The sequence below is a fragment of the Streptantibioticus cattleyicolor NRRL 8057 = DSM 46488 genome, assembly GCF_000240165.1.
GTDB classification, from domain to species: Bacteria; Actinomycetota; Actinomycetes; order Streptomycetales; family Streptomycetaceae; genus Streptantibioticus; species Streptantibioticus cattleyicolor.
In genome coordinates this window covers 6,040,144-6,055,259 of sequence record NC_017586.1, presented here as the reverse complement: position 1 = coordinate 6,055,259, position 15,116 = coordinate 6,040,144, and the positions used below count along the sequence as shown (strand labels likewise).

Here is a 15,116-nt window from a genome sequence, read left to right as displayed (position 1 = left end):
ACGCCTCGTCAGACAGAAGCGCACACTAACGCACACCCATGCACCATGGTTCCTCACCCACACCGGAGGAGACCGTGCACGTATGCGCCCGCCCGCGAAGCCTGCGTACCGGCGTCGTACTGACCCTGCTCGCGGCCCTGCTCCCCGCGCTCGCCGTCCTCGGCGGCGCGGGGAGCGCCCACGCCCTGGACGACGGACTGGCCAGGACCCCGCCGATGGGGTGGAACGACTGGAACGCCTTCGGCTGTTCGGTCACCGAGCGACTCGTCGAGCAGACCGCCGACACGATGGTGGCCTCCGGCATGAAGGACGCCGGCTACACCTACGTCAACATCGACGACTGCTGGATGACCCACTCCCGGGACGCCGCCGGCCACCTGGTGCCCGACCCGGCGAAATTCCCCGACGGCATCAAGGGCACCGCCGACTACGTCCACCGCAAGGGGCTCAAACTCGGCATCTACGAAAGCGCCGGCACCGCGACCTGCGCCGGCTACCCCGGCAGCCTCGGCCATGAGCGCCAGGACGCGGCCGACTTCGCCGCCTGGGGTGTCGACTACCTCAAGTACGACAACTGCAACAACCAGGGCGTGCCCTACCAGCAGCGGTACGACGCCATGCGGGACGCCCTGAAGGCCACCGGCCGGCCGATCGTCTACAGCCTGTGCGAGTGGGGCGAGGACTCGGTCTGGACCTGGGGCGCGGCCACCGGCCATCTGTGGCGGACCACCGGGGACATCTCGGCCTCCTTCGGCTCCATGCTGTCGATCTACCGCAGCAACGTGCGGCTCGCCGGTTACGCGGGCCCCGGCGGCTGGAACGACCCCGACATGCTGGAGGTCGGCAACGGCATGTCGTTCACCGAGGACCGCACCGAGTTCACCCTGTGGGCCGAGATGGCCGCCCCGCTGATCGCCGGCACCGATCTGCGCACCGCGACCCCGGCCACCTTGTCGCTGTACACCAACCGCGACGTGATCGCGGTGGACCAGGACCCGCTGGGCCGGCAGGGCACCGAGGTCTCCTCCTCCGGCGGCCTCCACGTCCTCGCCAAGCCGCTGGCGGGCGGTGATGTCGCGGTGGTGCTCTTCAACGAGAACGCCGCGCCGGCCACCATCACCACCAGCGCCTCGACCGCGGGCCTGCCGGCCGCGCCCTCCTACCGGCTCACCAACCTGTGGAGCCACCAGGTCACCAGCACCGGCGGGACGGTCTCCGCCCAGGTCCCCGGGCACGGCACGGTGATGTACCGGGTCTCCGTAGGCGGCGGCAGCAGCGTCGGCACCACGCATCCGCTGGCCGGGGCCTCCTCGGCGCGCTGCCTCGACGTGGCCGGCGGCGCCACCACACCCGGCACCCCGGTCGACATCCGGGACTGCGACGGCGGCGCCTGGCAGGCGTGGACCCCGACGGCCTCCGGCGAACTGCGCGTCTACGGCGGCACCCAGTGCCTGGACGCCTACGACAACCGGACCTCGCCGGGCACCCCGGTCAAGCTGTGGCCCTGCAACGGCGGCGCCAACCAGCGGTGGAACCTCGACCCGGACGGCACGGTCACCGGGGTCCAGTCCGGCCTGTGCCTCGACGTCACCGGCGGCAACACCCCGGCCGGCAACGTCAACGGCACCCGCGTGGAACTGTGGGACTGCAACGGCGGCGCCAACCAGCAGTGGCGACTGGTCTGATCCGCCTTCCGCGTCCCGGGCGGCGCTACGCCGCGACGAACTCCCGCAGGATCTCGATCACCTCGTCGTCGTCGACCTGGTCGAAGTTCTCGTACCACTCCCCCACCGCGCGGAACCGGCGGGGCTGGTGGAGGCAGACCAGGTCGTGGGTCTCCTGGCGCATGTCGGAGGCGGTGTGGACGCCGCAGACCGGGATGGCCAGGATCAGCCGGGCGGGGTCCTGGCGGCGCAGGTGGCGTACGGCGGCGCCCGCGGTGACCCCGGTGGCCAGGCCGTCGTCGACCACGATCACGGTGCGGCCGGCCACCCGGGGCGCGGGGCGGTGCCCCCGGTAGAGCCGTTCGCGGCGGTGGAGTTCGGCCCGTTCGCGGGCGACGTCCGCGGTGAGCTGCTCCTCGGTCAGGTCGAGGATGGCCAGCGCCTCGTGGTCGAAGAGCGGCGGGTCGTCGTCGGCGATGGCCCCGATGCCGGCTTCCGGGCGGCCGGGGGCGCCGATCTTGCGGACGACGAGCACGTCCAGCGGGGCGTGCAGGGCACGGGCGATCTCGGCCGCGACGGGGACACCGCCCCGGGGCAGGCCCAGCACGATGGTGTCGTTGAGGTCGCCGTCGGCGGCCCACTCCAAGAGCCGGACGCCGAGCTCCTGTCCGGCCTGTCGGCGGTCGTGGAAAAGCACGGGGCCTCGCTCCTTCCCGTCGTCCGCGGCCGTGTCCGGTACGGTCGCGGCATCTCGTCTCACCCGGGTGCCCGGGTGGCCATGGCGCCGAACCAGTCGAGGGCGGCCGAGGTGGCCTCGGCGAGCGGTCCCGGGGTGGTGAAGGCGCGGTCGGCGCCGGGCACCACGTGGACGGTGAAGGGGGCGCGCAGCCGGTCCGCCGCGGCCTCGTCACAGTTCAGCGCCGCGTGGTCCCGGCCGCCGGCGAGCAGCAGCACCGGGACGCGGATGCGGTCGAGGGCGTCGCCCGCCTCGTCGGGGCAGCCGGCCCGGCAGACGACGGCGGCCACCCGGCCGGGGCGTTCGGCGGCGGCCAGCAGCGCCGGCGCGGCCCCGCTGCCGATGCCGAAGAGGCCCACCGGCAGGCCGTCCGGCACCGGCGCTCCGGCTTCCTCGGCGCGTTCCAGCAGGTCGACGGCGATGGTCAGCCGGTGGCCGAGTTCGGCGGCGCCGGGGTCGGTCTCCTCGGGGCCGGTGACCAGGTCGAGCAGGAGGGTGGCGAGGCCCGCGCCGCGCAGCGCCGCCGCGGTCACCCGCTCCTGCGGACTGTGCCGGACGCCACCGCCGTCCTGGGCGAGGACGACCACCGCCGAGGGCGCGTCGGGCGACTCCACCTCGCCGACGAGCACCCCGCCGGTCACCGGGACCGTCATCGCCGCCGGGTTCACCTGCCGGAGCATGGCCCACCCTCCTTCGGCCGGCCGGGGGCGCGCGGTACGCGTCAGCGCGCCCCTCGTCGTGGTCGGCGCATACCCGGTGCCGGGAGGTTCATGGCGGTCAGCGCTGGTACGTGCCGACGACGGTGCCGCTCGCCAGGCAGGGCCCGTCGACGGCGGCGTGGACGTCCGCGGCGGAGGCGTCGTCGGCCAGCGAGACGGGCTCGGCCATGGCGTACAGGCGGAAGAAGTAGCGGTGGGCCGGGTCGCCGACGGGAGGCAGCGGGCCGCCCCAGCCGCGCCGGCCGAAGCCGTTGGTGTGCGGGGTGCCGCCCCGGGGCTCCCCACCGGCCGCGACGCCGTCGCTGTCCGGGTTGACCCCGGTGACCAGCCAGTGCGTGAACGTCCCGGTCGGGGCGTCGGGGTCCTCGCACAGCAGCACCAGCTCGACGGTGCCGTCCGGGATCCCGGACCAGCTCAGCGGCGGGGAGACGTTCTCGCCGTCCATGGTGTAACGGCGCGGGATCAGCGCTTGGTCGTTGAACGCGGCGCTCTTCAGCTCGATGCCTGACATGTCGCCCGCTGTACCCGGTGCGGGCGCCGGGGCCACGTCAGGACGGCGAAGGGCGACCGGACGGCGCACCGGGCCCGGTGCTCGGCATGGGCTGCGGGGCCGGCCGCGGATCGGGGGCGGGCCCGGGTTCCGGTCCCGGGGTCGGCGGCTGCGGTCGCGGCGGCACCGGGTCGGGGCCGGGCCGCGGCGGCGCGGGGGGTACGGGGTCGGGGCCGGGCGCGGGCACCGGTCCCGGCGCGGGTCCCGGTTGCGGGCCGGGCGCCCCCGGACCGGGGCCGGGGGTCGGCGGTGTCGGATCGGGGTGCGGGCTGACCATGTGGGCGCGGCTACCCGGGCGGGCGTCACGCAAACCGCGCACGGCACGCGTGGTGTAGCGGGGCGGGCAGCGGGTAGCCGCCGGGTGGCCTCGGCGATCGGGCGTCGCCCGCCGCGCCGCCGGCACCCGGACGCGGTACCACGCGCCGCCGACCGCCCCGTCCCCCGTGACCGCAGGAGGCGCGATGATCACCCATGAACGCCTGGTGCAGGAGGTCTCCTCCCGGGCCCGGCTGGCCGGTTCCGACGACGCCGGCCGGGTCGTCAAGGTGACGCTGGCCTCGCTGACCCACCAGTTGGCGCCGGAGCTGCGGCGGCGGCTGCGGCAGGCGGTCCCGGCCGCGGAACGCGACGCGACGGTGGCCACCGGGCCGCCGGCGGGCGGCGGGGCGACCGGACTCCTCGGCGAGGTCAGCCGCTACCTGGGCACGCCGCCGGAACGGGCCCGCTATCTGACGCAGGCGGTGCTCTCCACGGTGTGCGACGCCGACCCGGAGGTGGGCCGGGAACTGCGGGACGGACTGCCGGAGGAGTTCGGCGAGTTGTTCACCGCGCCCGAGCCGTACCCGGAGCGGATGCACGCCGCCACCGACGCCCCGGCCCCGCTCACCCCGGCGGAGCTGGAACGGGAACTGCGCCGCAGGCCGCGGTGGAACGGGGACGTCCACCGGCTGACCCGTACCGTGGCGCTGCCGGCCGACCGGCTGCCGCCGCTGCTGGGCGGGGTGCGGCGGGCCGCGGAGGAGCTGGGCCACCGGGCCGAGCACCGGGTCACCGGCGACGGGGTCACCTTCGTGCTGCACACCCGCTCGGTCGGCGGGGTCACGCCGCTCGACCTCCGACTGGCCGACCGCATCGACGAGGCGGTGGCCGCCGTCTCCTCCGGCGGGCGTCCGGGGCGCTGAGCGGAGCGGGCCTCAGCGCTCCGGCCGGGCCGGCGGGGCGAGCCCTTCCAGCAGCGAGCGGGCGGCGGGCAGCACCAGGGCGCAGATGTCGTCGGGGACCGCGCCGGCCAGGGGTTCCTTGCGCACCACCACGCGGGTCAGCCCGATGCCGAGCAGCCAGGCGAGGACCAGGTCGGCGCGGAGCGCGGCGTCGTCGGCGTCGCTGAGGGTGCCCAGGGCGCGGGCGTACTCCTCGCCGAGCAGGCGGCCGGCGGCGCCGACCTCGTCGGTGGAGCCCGCCGAGCGCAAGAACGCCTCCAGGGAACGGTCGCAGGGGCCGTCCTCGTCGTCCGGGAGGAGCCCGCGCAGCGCCACCTCCAGCAGGCGTTCCGGTTCGGTGGCCAGCAGCCGCTGGCGTCCGTTGCGGGCCATCACCTCGCCGAACAGGGCGCGTTTGGAGCCGAAGTAGCGGAAGAGCAGCGCCTGGTTGGCCCCGGCGCGGGCGGCGATCGCCCGTACCGTGGTGCGTTCGTAGCCGCGTTCGGCGAAGAGCACGGAGGCCGCGTCCAGCAGGGCCTGCCGGGTGGCGTCGGCGTCCCCGCGCCGCCCGCCGCGCCGCTGGTCGTCCTCGCCCATGTCGTCCCTCTCCCCCGGCGCCCGCCTGCGAAGGCGACAGGATAGCGGCCCGGATCGCAAGCGGCTCGCGTACTCACCGTTGACCCGCGCCAGCGAGGGGCATAGCGTCTGTAAGCATGCGCTTACACACAGCAGAACCGGCCGGGACCGCCGACGCCGAACCCGTTCCGTACCCGTTCAACGAGGCGGACGGCATCTCCCTGGCCGACGCCTACGAGGAGGCCCGCGAGCAGCCCGGGCTGCTGCGGGTCCGGATGGCCTACGGTGAGCCGGCCTGGCTCGCCACCCGGTACGCCGACGCCCGGCTGGTCCTGGGCGACCGGCGCTTCAGCCGGGCCGAGGGCGCCCGGCACGACGAGCCGCGCCAGTCCGAGGGGCGCCGCGACAGCGGGATCCTCAGCATGGACCCGCCGGACCACACCCGGTTGCGCACCCTGGTGGCCAAGGCGTTCACCATGCACCAGGTGGAGAAGTTGCGCCCGGCGGTGCGGGAGCTGGCCGACGAGCTGATCGACAAGATGGTCGCCACCGGCGCCCCGGTCGACCTGGTCGAGGAGTTCGCGCTGCCGGTGCCGGTCGGGGTGATCTGCCAGCTGCTCGGCGTGCCGGTCGAGGACCGTCCGCGCTTCCGGGCGTGGAGCGACGCGGCGCTGTCCACCAGTTCCCTGACGGCCGAGGAGTTCGACGCCAACCAGGAGGAACTGCGGGCCTACATGCGGGGGTTGATCGAGGATCACCGGGCGCGTCCGCGTGAGGACCTGATCACCGGGCTGATCGAGGCCCGGGACCGCGACGACCGGCTGACCGAGCAGGAGTTGGTGGACCTGTGCGTCGGCATCCTGGTGGCCGGCCACGAGACCACCGCCACGCAGATCCCCAACTTCGTGGTGACGCTGCTGGACCGGCCCGAGCAGTGGAACCGGCTGCGGGAGGACCCGGAGCTGGTCCCGACCGCGGTCGAGGAGCTGATGCGTTTCGTGCCGCTGGGCAGCGGTGCCTCGTTCCCGCGGTACGCCACCGAGGACGTGGAGGTCGGCGGCACGCTGGTGCGCGCCGGGGAGCCGGTGCTGGTGGCGGTCGGGGCGGCCAACCGCGACCCGGCCAGGTTCGACGCGCCGCAGGAGCTGGACCTGGCCCGGGAGGGCAACCAGCACCTCGGGTTCGGCCATGGCGTCCACCACTGCCTCGGGGCGCCGCTGGCCCGGCTGGAGTTGCAGGAGGCGCTGGGCGCGCTGCTGCGGCGGCTGCCGGGTCTGCGGATCGCCGGTGACATCGAGTGGAAGACGCAGATGCTGGTCCGCGGGCCGCGCACGCTGCCGGTGGGGTGGTGAACGTGGCCTGGCGGGTCGAGGTGGACGAGCACCGGTGCATCGCCTCGGGGATGTGCGCCGGGCTCGCGCCGGAGCTGTTCGAGCTGGACGGCGCGCACGCCCGGGTGCTGCGGGGACGGATCGAGCCGGACGAGACCGCGCTGGACGCGGCGGACTCCTGCCCGATGTCCGCGATCACGGTGCGCGACGGCGACTCGGTGGTGGGTCCGCGTCCGTGACGCGGTGAGCCGGGTCCGACGCCGGGCCTCGGGGGCGCGCTTCGCCGTCGCGTACGGCGGGGCGCGCCCCCTTCTCCGTCACCGCGCGCCGTAGACCGGCAGCGCGGGCTCCGCTTCGGCGAGCAACCGCCGGACGGTGGCGCCGGCCTGCGCCGGGGTGCGCCGGGCGCCGGTGTCCTCGCCGGGGCCGCGGCGCCAGCCGTGCATGACGGTGATGCGGCCCCCCTCGGCCTCGAAGACCCGGCCGGTGACGCCGGTGCTGCCGGCCGAGCCGAGCCAGACCACCAGGGGTGCCACGTTCTCCGGGGCCATCGCGTCGAAGGCGCCGGCCGGCGGGGCGGCCATGGCGTCGGCGAACGCGGCCTCGGTCATCCGGGTGCGGGCGGCCGGGGCGACGGCGTTGACCTGGACGCCGTACCCGGCCAGTTCGGCCGCGGCGACCAGGGTGAGCGCGACGACACCGGCCTTGGCGGCGGAGTAGCTGCCCTGGCCGACGCTGCCCAGCAGGCCGGCGCCCGAGGTGGTGTTGACGATCCGGGCGTCCGGCACGCGCCCCGCCTTGGTCTCGGCGCGCCAGTGCGCGGCGGCGTGCCGCAGCGGGAGGAAGTGCCCCTTGAGGTGGACGCGGATCACCGCGTCCCAGTCGTCCTCACCGAGGTTGACCAGCATCCGGTCGCGCAGGAAGCCGGCGTTGTTGACCAGGGTGTCGAGGCGTCCGAAGGCGTCGAGGGCGGTGCGCACCACGGCGGCGGCGCCCTCGTCGGTGGCGACGTCCCCGGTGTGGGCGACGGCCTCGCCGCCGCGCGCGCGGATGGCCTCGGCGACGTCGTGCGCGGGGCCGCCGGTGGCGGGGTGGTGCGGGCCGCGTCCGTCCCGTCGTACGCCGAGGTCGTTGACGACCACCTTGGCGCCGGCCGCGGCGAAGGCGAGGGCGTGGGCGCGGCCGAGGCCCCGGCCGGCCCCGGTGACCGCCACCACCCGGCCGGCGCACAACAAGTCTGATGGCATGTCAATTCTCCCTGTGAGCGGGCTGGTTTGCGGTGGCGGCGGCGAGGAAGGCCGGGCGCTCGCCGCCGCCGTGGACGAGGAGGGCGGCGCCGGAGATGTAGGCGGCGTGGTCGGAGGCGAGGAAGACGCAGGCGTCGCCGACGTCGGCGGGTTCGGCGAGCCGGCCGAGCGGTACGGTGCGGGCGACCGCGGCGACCCCGTCCGCGTCCCCGTAGTGGCGTTCCGCGCGCTCGGTGCGGACCATGCCGGGGACCACGGTGTTGACCCGGATCAGCGGGGCCCATTCGACCGCCATCGAGCGGGCCAGGTTCTCCAGCCCCGCCTTGGCCGCGCCGTAGGCGGCGGTGCCCGGGGAGGGGCGGGTGCCGCTGACGCTGCCGACCATGAGCACGCAGCCGCCGCTCGCCTGGTGGCGCATCACCTCGTAGGCCGCGAGGGAGGCGGTCAGCGGGGCGAGCAGGTTGAGTTCGACCACCCGGGCGTGGCGTTCCGGGCCGGCGTCGGCGAGCAGTCGGTAGGGCGTGCCGCCGGCGTTGTTGACCAGGCAGTCGAGGCGTCCGTGGGCGGTGGCGATCTCCTCGATCCGGCGGCGTACCGCGGCGGTGTCGCGCAGGTCGGCCTGGTGGTGGCGGGCGGTGCGGCCGGCCACGGTGAGCGGGTGGCCGGGCGGATGGCGGGCCAGGGTGACCACCTCGGCGCCGGCGGCGAGGAAGGCCTGGGCGATCCCGGCGCCGACCCCGCGGGTGCCTCCGGTGACGACGACGACGCGGCCGGCCAGTTCGACGGTCAAGCCCATGCGCGCTCACCTCCCGCAGCGGACGGGCCGCTGCTACCGTCGTACCTAACAAACGTTTGGTGGAAAGGTAGCGGATCTGCCCATGGGTGTCTCCACCACCGCCCCCGACCGGGGCGTCGCCGTCGTCACCGTCGACCATCCGCCCGTCAACGCGCTGCCGGTGAGCGGCTGGTACGCGCTGGCCGACGCGTTGCGCGCCGCGGGCCGCGACCCGGAGGTGCGCTGTGTGGTCCTGGCCGCCGCCGGACGCGGCTTCAACGCCGGTGTGGATCTGAAGGAGATCCAGCGCGGCCCCGGCCACACCGCGCTCATCGGGGCCAACCACGGCTGCGCGGAGGCGTTCGCCGCGGTCTACGAGTGCCAGGTGCCGGTGGTCGCCGCGGTGCACGGCCACTGCCTGGGCGGCGGGATCGGCCTGGTCGGCAACGCGGACGCCGTAGTGGCCAGCGAGGACGCCGTCTTCGGCCTGCCCGAGCTGGACCGCGGGGCGCTGGGCGCCGCCACCCATCTGGCCCGGCTCGTCCCGCAGCACCTGATGCGCGCGCTGTACTACACCTCCGCCACCGTCACCGCAGCCGAGCTGCACCGTCACGGCTCGGTGTGGCAGGTGGTGCCGCGCGACCGGCTGCCCGACGCGGCGCTGGAGCTGGCCCGGCGGATCGCGGCCAAGGACGGCGGGCTGCTGCGGCTGGCCAAGGCGGCGATCAACGGCATCGACCCGGTGGACGTGCGCCGCTCCTACCGCTACGAGCAGGGGTTCACCTTCGAGGCGGCGCTGGCCGGCCTCGCCGACCGCCACCGGGCCGCCTTCACGGCCGAAAAGGAGCGCCGGTGACCAAGGTGATGACGGCGGACGAGGTGGCCTCGCGGCTGCGCAGCGGCATGACCGTGGGGATCGGCGGCTGGGGTTCGCGCCGCAAGCCGATGGCCCTGGTCCGGGCGGTGCTGCGGTCCCCGGTACGGGAGTTGACGGTGGTCTCCTACGGCGGTCCGGACGTCGGGCTGCTGGCGGCGGCCGGGAAGATCCGCAAGCTGGTCACCGCGTTCGCCACGCTGGACTCCATCGCGCTGGAGCCGCACTTCCGGGCCGCCCGGCAGCGCGGTGACCTCGAACTGGTCGAGCTGGACGAGGCGATGATGATGTGGGGGCTGACCGCCGCCGTCCACCGGCTGCCGTTCCTGCCGGTGCGGGCCGGGCTCGGTTCGGACGTGATGCGGGTCAACCCCGCGCTGCGGACGGTGCGTTCGCCCTACCCGGACGGCGAGGAGCTGGTCGCGGTGCCGGCGCTCACCCTGGACGCGGCGCTGGTCCACCTCAACCGGGCCGACCGGCACGGCAACGGGCAGTACCTGGGCCCCGACCCCTACTTCGACGACCTGTTCTGCGAGGCGGCGTCGGCGGCCTACGTCTCCTGCGAACGCCTGGTGCAGACGGCCGGGTTCGCCGCCGCCGGACCGCCGCAGACGCTGCTGGTGCGACGCCACTCGGTCGCCGGTGTGGTGGCGGCCCCGGGCGGCGCCCACTTCACCTCCTGCGTGCCCGACTACGGCCGGGACGAGCCCTTCCAGCGCGCCTACGCCGAGGCCGCGGCGGACCCGGCCGCCTGGCGTGCCTTCACCGACCGCTTCCTCACCGGTGACGAGGCGGGCTACCGGGCGGCGGTGGCGGCCTTCACCGAGGAGCGCCGATGACCGGCACCGCAGCCCCCACCCGGGCCGAGTACGCCGTGGTCGCCTGCGCCGAGGCGTGGCGCGGCGCGGGCGAGATCCTGGCGAGCCCGATGGGCACCGTCCCCACCGTCGCCGCCCGGCTGGCGAAGCTCACCTTCTCCCCCGAGCTGCTGCTCACCGACGGCGAGGCGCTGCTCATGGGCGACGTGCCACCGCTCGGCGGCGCCCCGGCCGTGGTCGAGGGGTGGCTGCCGTACCGCGCCCACCTGGCGCTGGTCACCGGCGGGCGGCGGCACGTGATGATGGGCGCCGCCCAGCTCGACCGGTACGGCAACCAGAACATCTCGTGCGTCGGCGACTGGCACCGCCCCGACCGGCAACTGCTCGGGGTGCGCGGCGCCCCCGTCAACACCCTCAACAACGCGGTGAGTTACTGGGTGCCCCGGCACACCCGGCGGGTCTTCGTGCCCGAGGTGGACATGGTGTGCGGGGTGGGCAACGACCGGGCGGCGGCGGCCGGCCCGTCGGCGTCCCGCTTCCACCGGCTCGTGCGGGTGGTCACCGATCTGGCGGTGCTGGACTTCGCCGGCCCGGACGGCACCATGCGGCTGGTCTCCCGCCACCCCGGGGTGCCGGTCGGACGGATCGTGGCGGCGACCGGGTTTCCGCTGGCGATGCCGGACGAGGTGCCGCCCACCCGGGAGCCGACCGCCGAGGAGCTGCGGCTGATCCGGGAGGTCGTCGACCCGAGGGCCTTGCGGGAGCGCGAGGTGGCGTCGTGACCGCCGCGCCGCCGGCCCCGTCGCTGCCCACCGCGCTGACCCGGCTGACCGGGGTGCGCCATCCGATCGTGCAGACCGGGATGGGCTGGGTGGCCGGGCCCCGGCTGGTGTCGGCGGCGGCCGAGGCGGGCGCGCTGGGCATCCTGGCGTCGGCGACCATGTCCCCGCGGCGGCTGCGGGAGGCGGTGCGGGAGGTGCGGTCGCGTACCGGGGCGCCGTTCGGGGTCAACCTGCGGGCGGACGCCGCCGACGCCGCCGAGCGGGTGCGGATCCTGATCGAGGAGGGGGTGCCGGTGGCCTCGTTCGCGCTGGCGCCGTCCCGGGAGCTGATCGCCCGGCTGAAGGACGCCGGGGTGGTGGTGATCCCGTCGGTGGGGGCGCGCCGGCACGCCGAGAAGGTGGCGGCGTGGGGGGCGGACGCGGTGGTGGTGCAGGGCGGCGAGGGCGGCGGGCACACCGGCGGCGTGGCCACCAGCGTGCTGCTGCCGCAGGTGGTGGACGCGGTGGGGATCCCGGTGGTGGCCGCCGGCGGCTTCTTCGACGGGCGCGGGCTGGTGTCGGCGCTGGCGTACGGCGCCGCCGGGATCGCCATGGGCACCCGTTTCCTGCTCACCGCCGAGTCCACGGTGCCGGAGCCGGTCAAGGCGCGCTACCTGGCGGCCTCGGTCACCGACGTCACCGTCACCACCAAGGTGGACGGGCTGCCGCACCGGATGCTCCGCAGCGAGCTGGTGGCGGGGCTGGAGCGGTCCGGGCGGGCGGGCGCGCTGCTGCGCGCGGTGCGCCACGCGGTGGCGTTGCGCCAGGTCCTCGGGGCGAGTTGGCCGCGGATGGTGCGCGACGGGCTGGCGATGCGGCGCCACCGTGAACTGACGCTCAGTCAGGTCATGTTGGCGGCCGGCACGCCGATGCTGCTCAAGGCGGCCATGGTGGACGGGCGCACCGACACCGGGGTGATGGCCGCCGGCCAGGTGGCCGGGGTCATCACCGACGTGCCGTCCTGCGCCGAGCTGGTGGAGCGGGTGATGACCGAGGCCCACCAGGTGCTGCGGACGCTCTCCGCGATGCGGCTCACAGACGTTCGATGATGGTGACGTTGGCCTGGCCGCCGCCCTCGCACATGGTCTGGAGGCCGTAACGGCCGCCGGTGCGCTCCAGTTCGTGCAGCAAGGTGGTCATCAGCCGGGCACCGGTGGCGCCGAGCGGGTGGCCCAGCGCGATGGCGCCGCCGTTGACGTTGACCCGCTCCGGGTCGGCCCCGGTCTCCCGCAGCCAGGCCAGCACCACCGGGGCGAACGCCTCGTTGATCTCCACCAGGTCGATGTCGTCGATGGTGAGCCCGGCCCTCTTCAGCGCGTGGGCGGTGGCCGGGATGGGCGCGGTGAGCATCCGGATCGGGTCCTCGCCGCGCACCGACAGGTGGTGCATCCGGGCCCGCGGGGTGAGCCCGTGGTCGCGTACCGCGCGTTCGCTCGCCAGCAGCAGCGCGGCGGCGCCGTCGGAGACCTGGGAGGCGAGCGCGGCGGTGAGCCGTCCGCCCGCGGCCAGCGGGGGCAGCGCGGCCATCTTCGCCGCCGAGGTGTCCCGGCGCGGCCCCTCGTCGTGGACCACGTCGCCGTACCGGACCGTCTCCGCGGCGAACCGCCCCTCGTCGATCGCCCGCACCGCCCGCCGGTGCGAGGTGAGCGCGAACTCCTCCAGCCGCTCGCGGTCGAGCCCCCACTGCTCGGCGACCATCTCGGCGCCGTGGAACTGGCTGACCGGCTGGTCGCCGTAGCGCGCCCGCCAGCCCGCCGAGCCGGCGAACGGGCCCTGGTCGAGCCCGAGCGGCACCGCGGCCTGCCGGCTGGCGTAGCCGATCGGCACCTGCGACATGTTCTGCGTGCCGCCGGCCACCACCAGGTCCTGGGTGCCGGAGAGCACCGCCTGGGCGGCGAAGTGGACGGCCTGCTGGGAGGAGCCGCACTGCCGGTCCACGGTGACCCCGGGGACGTGGTCGGGCAGGCCGGCCGCCAGCCAGCTGGTGCGGGCGATGTCGCCGGCCTGCGGCCCCACGGTGTCCAGGCAGCCGAAGACCACGTCCTCGACGGCGGCCGGGTCGGCCCCGGTACGTTCCAGCAGGGCCCGCAGCACATGGGCGCCGAGGTCGGCGGGGTGGGCGGCGGCGAGCCCCCCGCCGCGCCGGCCGACCGGGGTGCGGACCGCTCCGACGATGTACGCCTCCGCCATGACTCCCTCTCCTTCGGCTGATCCGGCGCGACCCGCCGGTTGTCGGTGTCACCCGGTGGCAATGCCGTCCAGCACCATCGACAGGTACTGCCGGGCGATCTCCTCCGGGCTGTGCTGTCCGCCCGGCCGGTACCAGGACGCGGCGACCCAGACGGTGTCGCGCACGAAGCGGTAGGTGAGCCGGACGTCGAGGTCGGCGCGGAAGACCCCGGCGGTCACCCCGCGCTCCAGGGTGCCCAGCCACGCCTGCTCGAACCTGCGCTGCGAGTCGGCCAGGTAGCCGAAGCGCGGCTGGTCGGTCAGGCGGCGCGATTCCTTCTGGTAGATGGCGACGGCCGCCCGGTGCCGGTCGATCTCCCGGAACGACTCGGTCACCAGCGCCTCGATGGTCTCCCTGGGCCCGAGACCGGCGGCGAGCACCGCGTCGTACCCGGCCCACAGTTCGCCGAGGAAGGTGCTGAGGATCTCGTCCAGCATCGACTCCTTGGAGTCGAAGTGGTAGTAGAGGCTGCCCGCGAGGAGCCCCGCGGCGTCCGCGATCTCCCGCACGGTGGTGGCGTCGTACCCCTGGGCGGCGAAGACCTCGGCGGCGACGGCGAGCAGTTCGCCACGGCGCCGGGGCGCGGCGTTCACGGCGCCCTTCCGGCGGACGGCGTTCCGCGGTGGTGCGGCGGGGTCCTTCGTCCGCGCGGCGGGGTTCTTCTGCGGGCTCTTCGGCTGCTTGTTCTCGGGCACACCGCCATTGTCGGCTCACGCCCGCCGGCTGCTGACCGAGACCGTCTCCCCCGTCATGTACGAGGAGTAGTCGCCGGCCAGGAAGACGATGACGTTGGCCACCTCCCAGGGCTCGGCGGCGCGGCCGAAGGCTTCCCGGGCGGTGAGTTCGGCCAGCAGTTCCGGGGTGGTGACCTTGGCCAGGTGGGGGTGGAGGGCGAGGCTGGGGGCGACCGCGTTGACCCGTACCCCGTACTCGGCGGCCTCCACGGCGGCGCAGCGAGTCAGCGCCATCACCCCGGCCTTGGCGGCGGCGTAGTGGGCCTGGCCGGCCTGGGCGCGCCAGCCGAGCACCGAGGCGTTGTTGACGATCACGCCGCCGTGGCCGGCCGCCCGCATCCGGCGCAGCGCGGCGCGTACGCAGCGGAAAGTGCCGGTCAGTGTGGTCTCCAGGACGCGCGACCACTGCTCGTCGGTCATCTCGGTGAGCCGCGCGGTGCCGCCGAGGCCCGCGTTGTTGACGAGGACGTCGAGGCGGCCGTGCCGGGCCTCGGCGAGGTCGAGCAGCGCCCGCACCTGCGTCTCGTCGGTGACGTCGCAGGGGGCGCCGGCCACGTTCTCCTCGCCGAACTCACCGGCGAGCGCGGCCACGCTCTCCGCCAGCCGGCCGGCGTGCGCGTCGCCGAGGACGACCCGGGCGCCCTCCTCCAGGAACCGGCGGACTGTCGCCCCGCCGATACCGGTGCCGGCGGCGGCGGTGACCACGGCGGTGCGCCCGGCGAGCAACCGGTGGCCGGGTACGTACGGCGGCGGTGAGTGCACGCGCAGCGCCCCCTCGGCTCCCTCGACGCCACTTCCGACGGTACGTTAACCTACCAAACACTTGTTAGGGAAGGAGCGGC

The 15,116-nt window shown here is 75.3% G+C and carries 17 protein-coding genes; 8 read left to right on the top strand and 9 right to left on the bottom strand.

What is annotated here, in order from left to right:
- Positions 1 to 38 precede the first annotated feature (38 nt).
- Complete coding sequence (locus tag SCATT_RS26690; protein ID WP_231905172.1) at positions 39 to 1,685, top strand: glycoside hydrolase family 27 protein; 1,647 nt, start codon at positions 39 to 41, stop codon at positions 1,683 to 1,685.
- A gap of 25 nt (positions 1,686 to 1,710) precedes the next feature.
- Here SCATT_RS26690 and SCATT_RS26685 read toward each other — a convergent pair whose 3' ends face one another.
- From SCATT_RS26685 to SCATT_RS26675, 3 genes are all read right to left on the bottom strand, one after another.
- Positions 1,711 to 2,361 (bottom strand): phosphoribosyltransferase, encoded by a 651-nt coding sequence (locus SCATT_RS26685; protein WP_014146337.1) that lies wholly within the window; start codon positions 2,359 to 2,361, stop codon positions 1,711 to 1,713.
- Positions 2,362 to 2,420: 59 nt separating this feature from the next.
- The gene (locus SCATT_RS26680; RefSeq protein ID WP_014146336.1) at positions 2,421 to 3,080 is read right to left on the bottom strand and encodes a dienelactone hydrolase family protein; all 660 of its coding nucleotides are present in this window, start codon (positions 3,078 to 3,080) and stop codon (positions 2,421 to 2,423) included.
- Between the two features lie 97 nt (positions 3,081 to 3,177).
- Entirely contained in the window at positions 3,178 to 3,630 is a 453-nt protein-coding gene (locus tag SCATT_RS26675; RefSeq protein WP_014146335.1) for a YbhB/YbcL family Raf kinase inhibitor-like protein, read from the bottom strand.
- A gap of 500 nt (positions 3,631 to 4,130) precedes the next feature.
- On the opposite strand from SCATT_RS26675, the gene SCATT_RS26670 reads away from it, so the two are divergent.
- Positions 4,131 to 4,850 carry a DUF2267 domain-containing protein gene (locus tag SCATT_RS26670; RefSeq protein WP_014146334.1) on the top strand — a complete coding sequence of 240 codons (720 nt, stop codon included), beginning with the start codon at positions 4,131 to 4,133 and terminating at the stop codon, positions 4,848 to 4,850.
- Between the two features lie 12 nt (positions 4,851 to 4,862).
- Here the strand turns inward: SCATT_RS26670 and SCATT_RS26665 are convergent, their stop codons facing one another.
- Positions 4,863 to 5,465, bottom strand: coding sequence for a TetR/AcrR family transcriptional regulator (locus tag SCATT_RS26665; protein WP_014146333.1), 603 nt, complete (start codon positions 5,463 to 5,465; stop codon positions 4,863 to 4,865).
- 116 nt (positions 5,466 to 5,581) lie between these two features.
- On the opposite strand from SCATT_RS26665, the gene SCATT_RS26660 reads away from it, so the two are divergent.
- Positions 5,582 to 6,796, top strand: a complete 1,215-nt coding sequence (locus tag SCATT_RS26660; RefSeq protein ID WP_014146332.1) for a cytochrome P450 — start codon at positions 5,582 to 5,584, stop codon at positions 6,794 to 6,796.
- Entirely contained in the window at positions 6,790 to 7,014 is a 225-nt protein-coding gene (locus SCATT_RS26655) for a ferredoxin (protein WP_014628745.1), read from the top strand. The genes SCATT_RS26660 and SCATT_RS26655 overlap by 7 nt, the downstream gene beginning before the upstream one ends.
- 78 nt (positions 7,015 to 7,092) lie before the next feature.
- On the opposite strand, the gene SCATT_RS26650 is transcribed toward SCATT_RS26655, so the two are convergent.
- Entirely contained in the window at positions 7,093 to 8,022 is a 930-nt protein-coding gene (locus SCATT_RS26650) for an SDR family oxidoreductase (RefSeq protein ID WP_014628744.1), read from the bottom strand.
- A 1-nt stretch (position 8,023) separates the two neighbouring features.
- Positions 8,024 to 8,818, bottom strand: coding sequence for an SDR family oxidoreductase (locus tag SCATT_RS26645; RefSeq protein ID WP_014146329.1), 795 nt, complete (start codon positions 8,816 to 8,818; stop codon positions 8,024 to 8,026).
- 82 nt (positions 8,819 to 8,900) lie between these two features.
- Between SCATT_RS26645 and SCATT_RS26640 the strand changes: the two genes are divergently transcribed.
- From SCATT_RS26640 to SCATT_RS26625, 4 genes are read left to right on the top strand one after another with little or no spacing between them, the layout of a single operon-like run.
- Positions 8,901 to 9,653 carry an enoyl-CoA hydratase family protein gene (locus SCATT_RS26640; RefSeq protein WP_014146328.1) on the top strand — a complete coding sequence of 251 codons (753 nt, stop codon included), beginning with the start codon at positions 8,901 to 8,903 and terminating at the stop codon, positions 9,651 to 9,653.
- A complete protein-coding gene (locus tag SCATT_RS26635) occupies positions 9,650 to 10,510 on the top strand; it encodes a CoA transferase subunit A (RefSeq protein ID WP_014146327.1) in 861 nt (286 codons plus the stop codon). Before SCATT_RS26640 ends, SCATT_RS26635 begins: the two co-directional genes overlap by 4 nt.
- Positions 10,507 to 11,271 carry a CoA-transferase subunit beta gene (locus tag SCATT_RS26630; RefSeq protein WP_014146326.1) on the top strand — a complete coding sequence of 255 codons (765 nt, stop codon included), beginning with the start codon at positions 10,507 to 10,509 and terminating at the stop codon, positions 11,269 to 11,271. Before SCATT_RS26635 ends, SCATT_RS26630 begins: the two co-directional genes overlap by 4 nt.
- Positions 11,268 to 12,359: an NAD(P)H-dependent flavin oxidoreductase gene (locus SCATT_RS26625; RefSeq protein ID WP_014146325.1), complete on the top strand. Its 1,092-nt coding sequence runs from the start codon at positions 11,268 to 11,270 to the stop codon at positions 12,357 to 12,359. Before SCATT_RS26630 ends, SCATT_RS26625 begins: the two co-directional genes overlap by 4 nt.
- Here SCATT_RS26625 and SCATT_RS26620 read toward each other — a convergent pair.
- The 3 genes from SCATT_RS26620 to SCATT_RS26610 form a co-directional block, all read right to left on the bottom strand.
- Positions 12,343 to 13,500, bottom strand: a complete 1,158-nt coding sequence (locus SCATT_RS26620) for an acetyl-CoA C-acetyltransferase (protein ID WP_014146324.1) — start codon at positions 13,498 to 13,500, stop codon at positions 12,343 to 12,345. The two genes, SCATT_RS26625 and SCATT_RS26620, sit on opposite strands and share 17 nt — an antisense overlap.
- A 48-nt stretch (positions 13,501 to 13,548) precedes the next feature.
- Positions 13,549 to 14,133, bottom strand: a complete 585-nt coding sequence (locus tag SCATT_RS26615) for a TetR/AcrR family transcriptional regulator (protein ID WP_173405756.1) — start codon at positions 14,131 to 14,133, stop codon at positions 13,549 to 13,551.
- A gap of 117 nt (positions 14,134 to 14,250) precedes the next feature.
- The gene (locus tag SCATT_RS26610) at positions 14,251 to 15,036 is read right to left on the bottom strand and encodes an SDR family oxidoreductase (protein ID WP_014146322.1); all 786 of its coding nucleotides are present in this window, start codon (positions 15,034 to 15,036) and stop codon (positions 14,251 to 14,253) included.
- Between the last annotated feature and the right edge of the window lie 80 nt (positions 15,037 to 15,116).

Excerpts from the sequence above, each read along its gene's own strand:
- SCATT_RS26665 (WP_014146333.1), bottom strand. The coding sequence starts at position 5,465 with ATGGGCGAGGACGACCAGCGGCGCGGCGGGCGGCGCGGGGACGCCGAC.
- SCATT_RS26680 (WP_014146336.1), bottom strand. The coding sequence starts at position 3,080 with ATGCTCCGGCAGGTGAACCCGGCGGCGATGACGGTCCCGGTGACCGGC.
- SCATT_RS26650 (WP_014628744.1), bottom strand. The coding sequence starts at position 8,022 with ATGCCATCAGACTTGTTGTGCGCCGGCCGGGTGGTGGCGGTCACCGGG.
- SCATT_RS26640 (WP_014146328.1), top strand. The coding sequence starts at position 8,901 with ATGGGTGTCTCCACCACCGCCCCCGACCGGGGCGTCGCCGTCGTCACC.
- SCATT_RS26660 (WP_014146332.1), top strand. The coding sequence starts at position 5,582 with ATGCGCTTACACACAGCAGAACCGGCCGGGACCGCCGACGCCGAACCC.
- SCATT_RS26620 (WP_014146324.1), bottom strand. The coding sequence starts at position 13,500 with ATGGCGGAGGCGTACATCGTCGGAGCGGTCCGCACCCCGGTCGGCCGG.
- SCATT_RS26690 (WP_231905172.1), top strand. The coding sequence starts at position 39 with ATGCACCATGGTTCCTCACCCACACCGGAGGAGACCGTGCACGTATGC.
- SCATT_RS26670 (WP_014146334.1), top strand. The coding sequence starts at position 4,131 with ATGATCACCCATGAACGCCTGGTGCAGGAGGTCTCCTCCCGGGCCCGG.
- SCATT_RS26630 (WP_014146326.1), top strand. The coding sequence starts at position 10,507 with ATGACCGGCACCGCAGCCCCCACCCGGGCCGAGTACGCCGTGGTCGCC.
- SCATT_RS26645 (WP_014146329.1), bottom strand. The coding sequence starts at position 8,818 with ATGGGCTTGACCGTCGAACTGGCCGGCCGCGTCGTCGTCGTCACCGGA.
- SCATT_RS26675 (WP_014146335.1), bottom strand. The coding sequence starts at position 3,630 with ATGTCAGGCATCGAGCTGAAGAGCGCCGCGTTCAACGACCAAGCGCTG.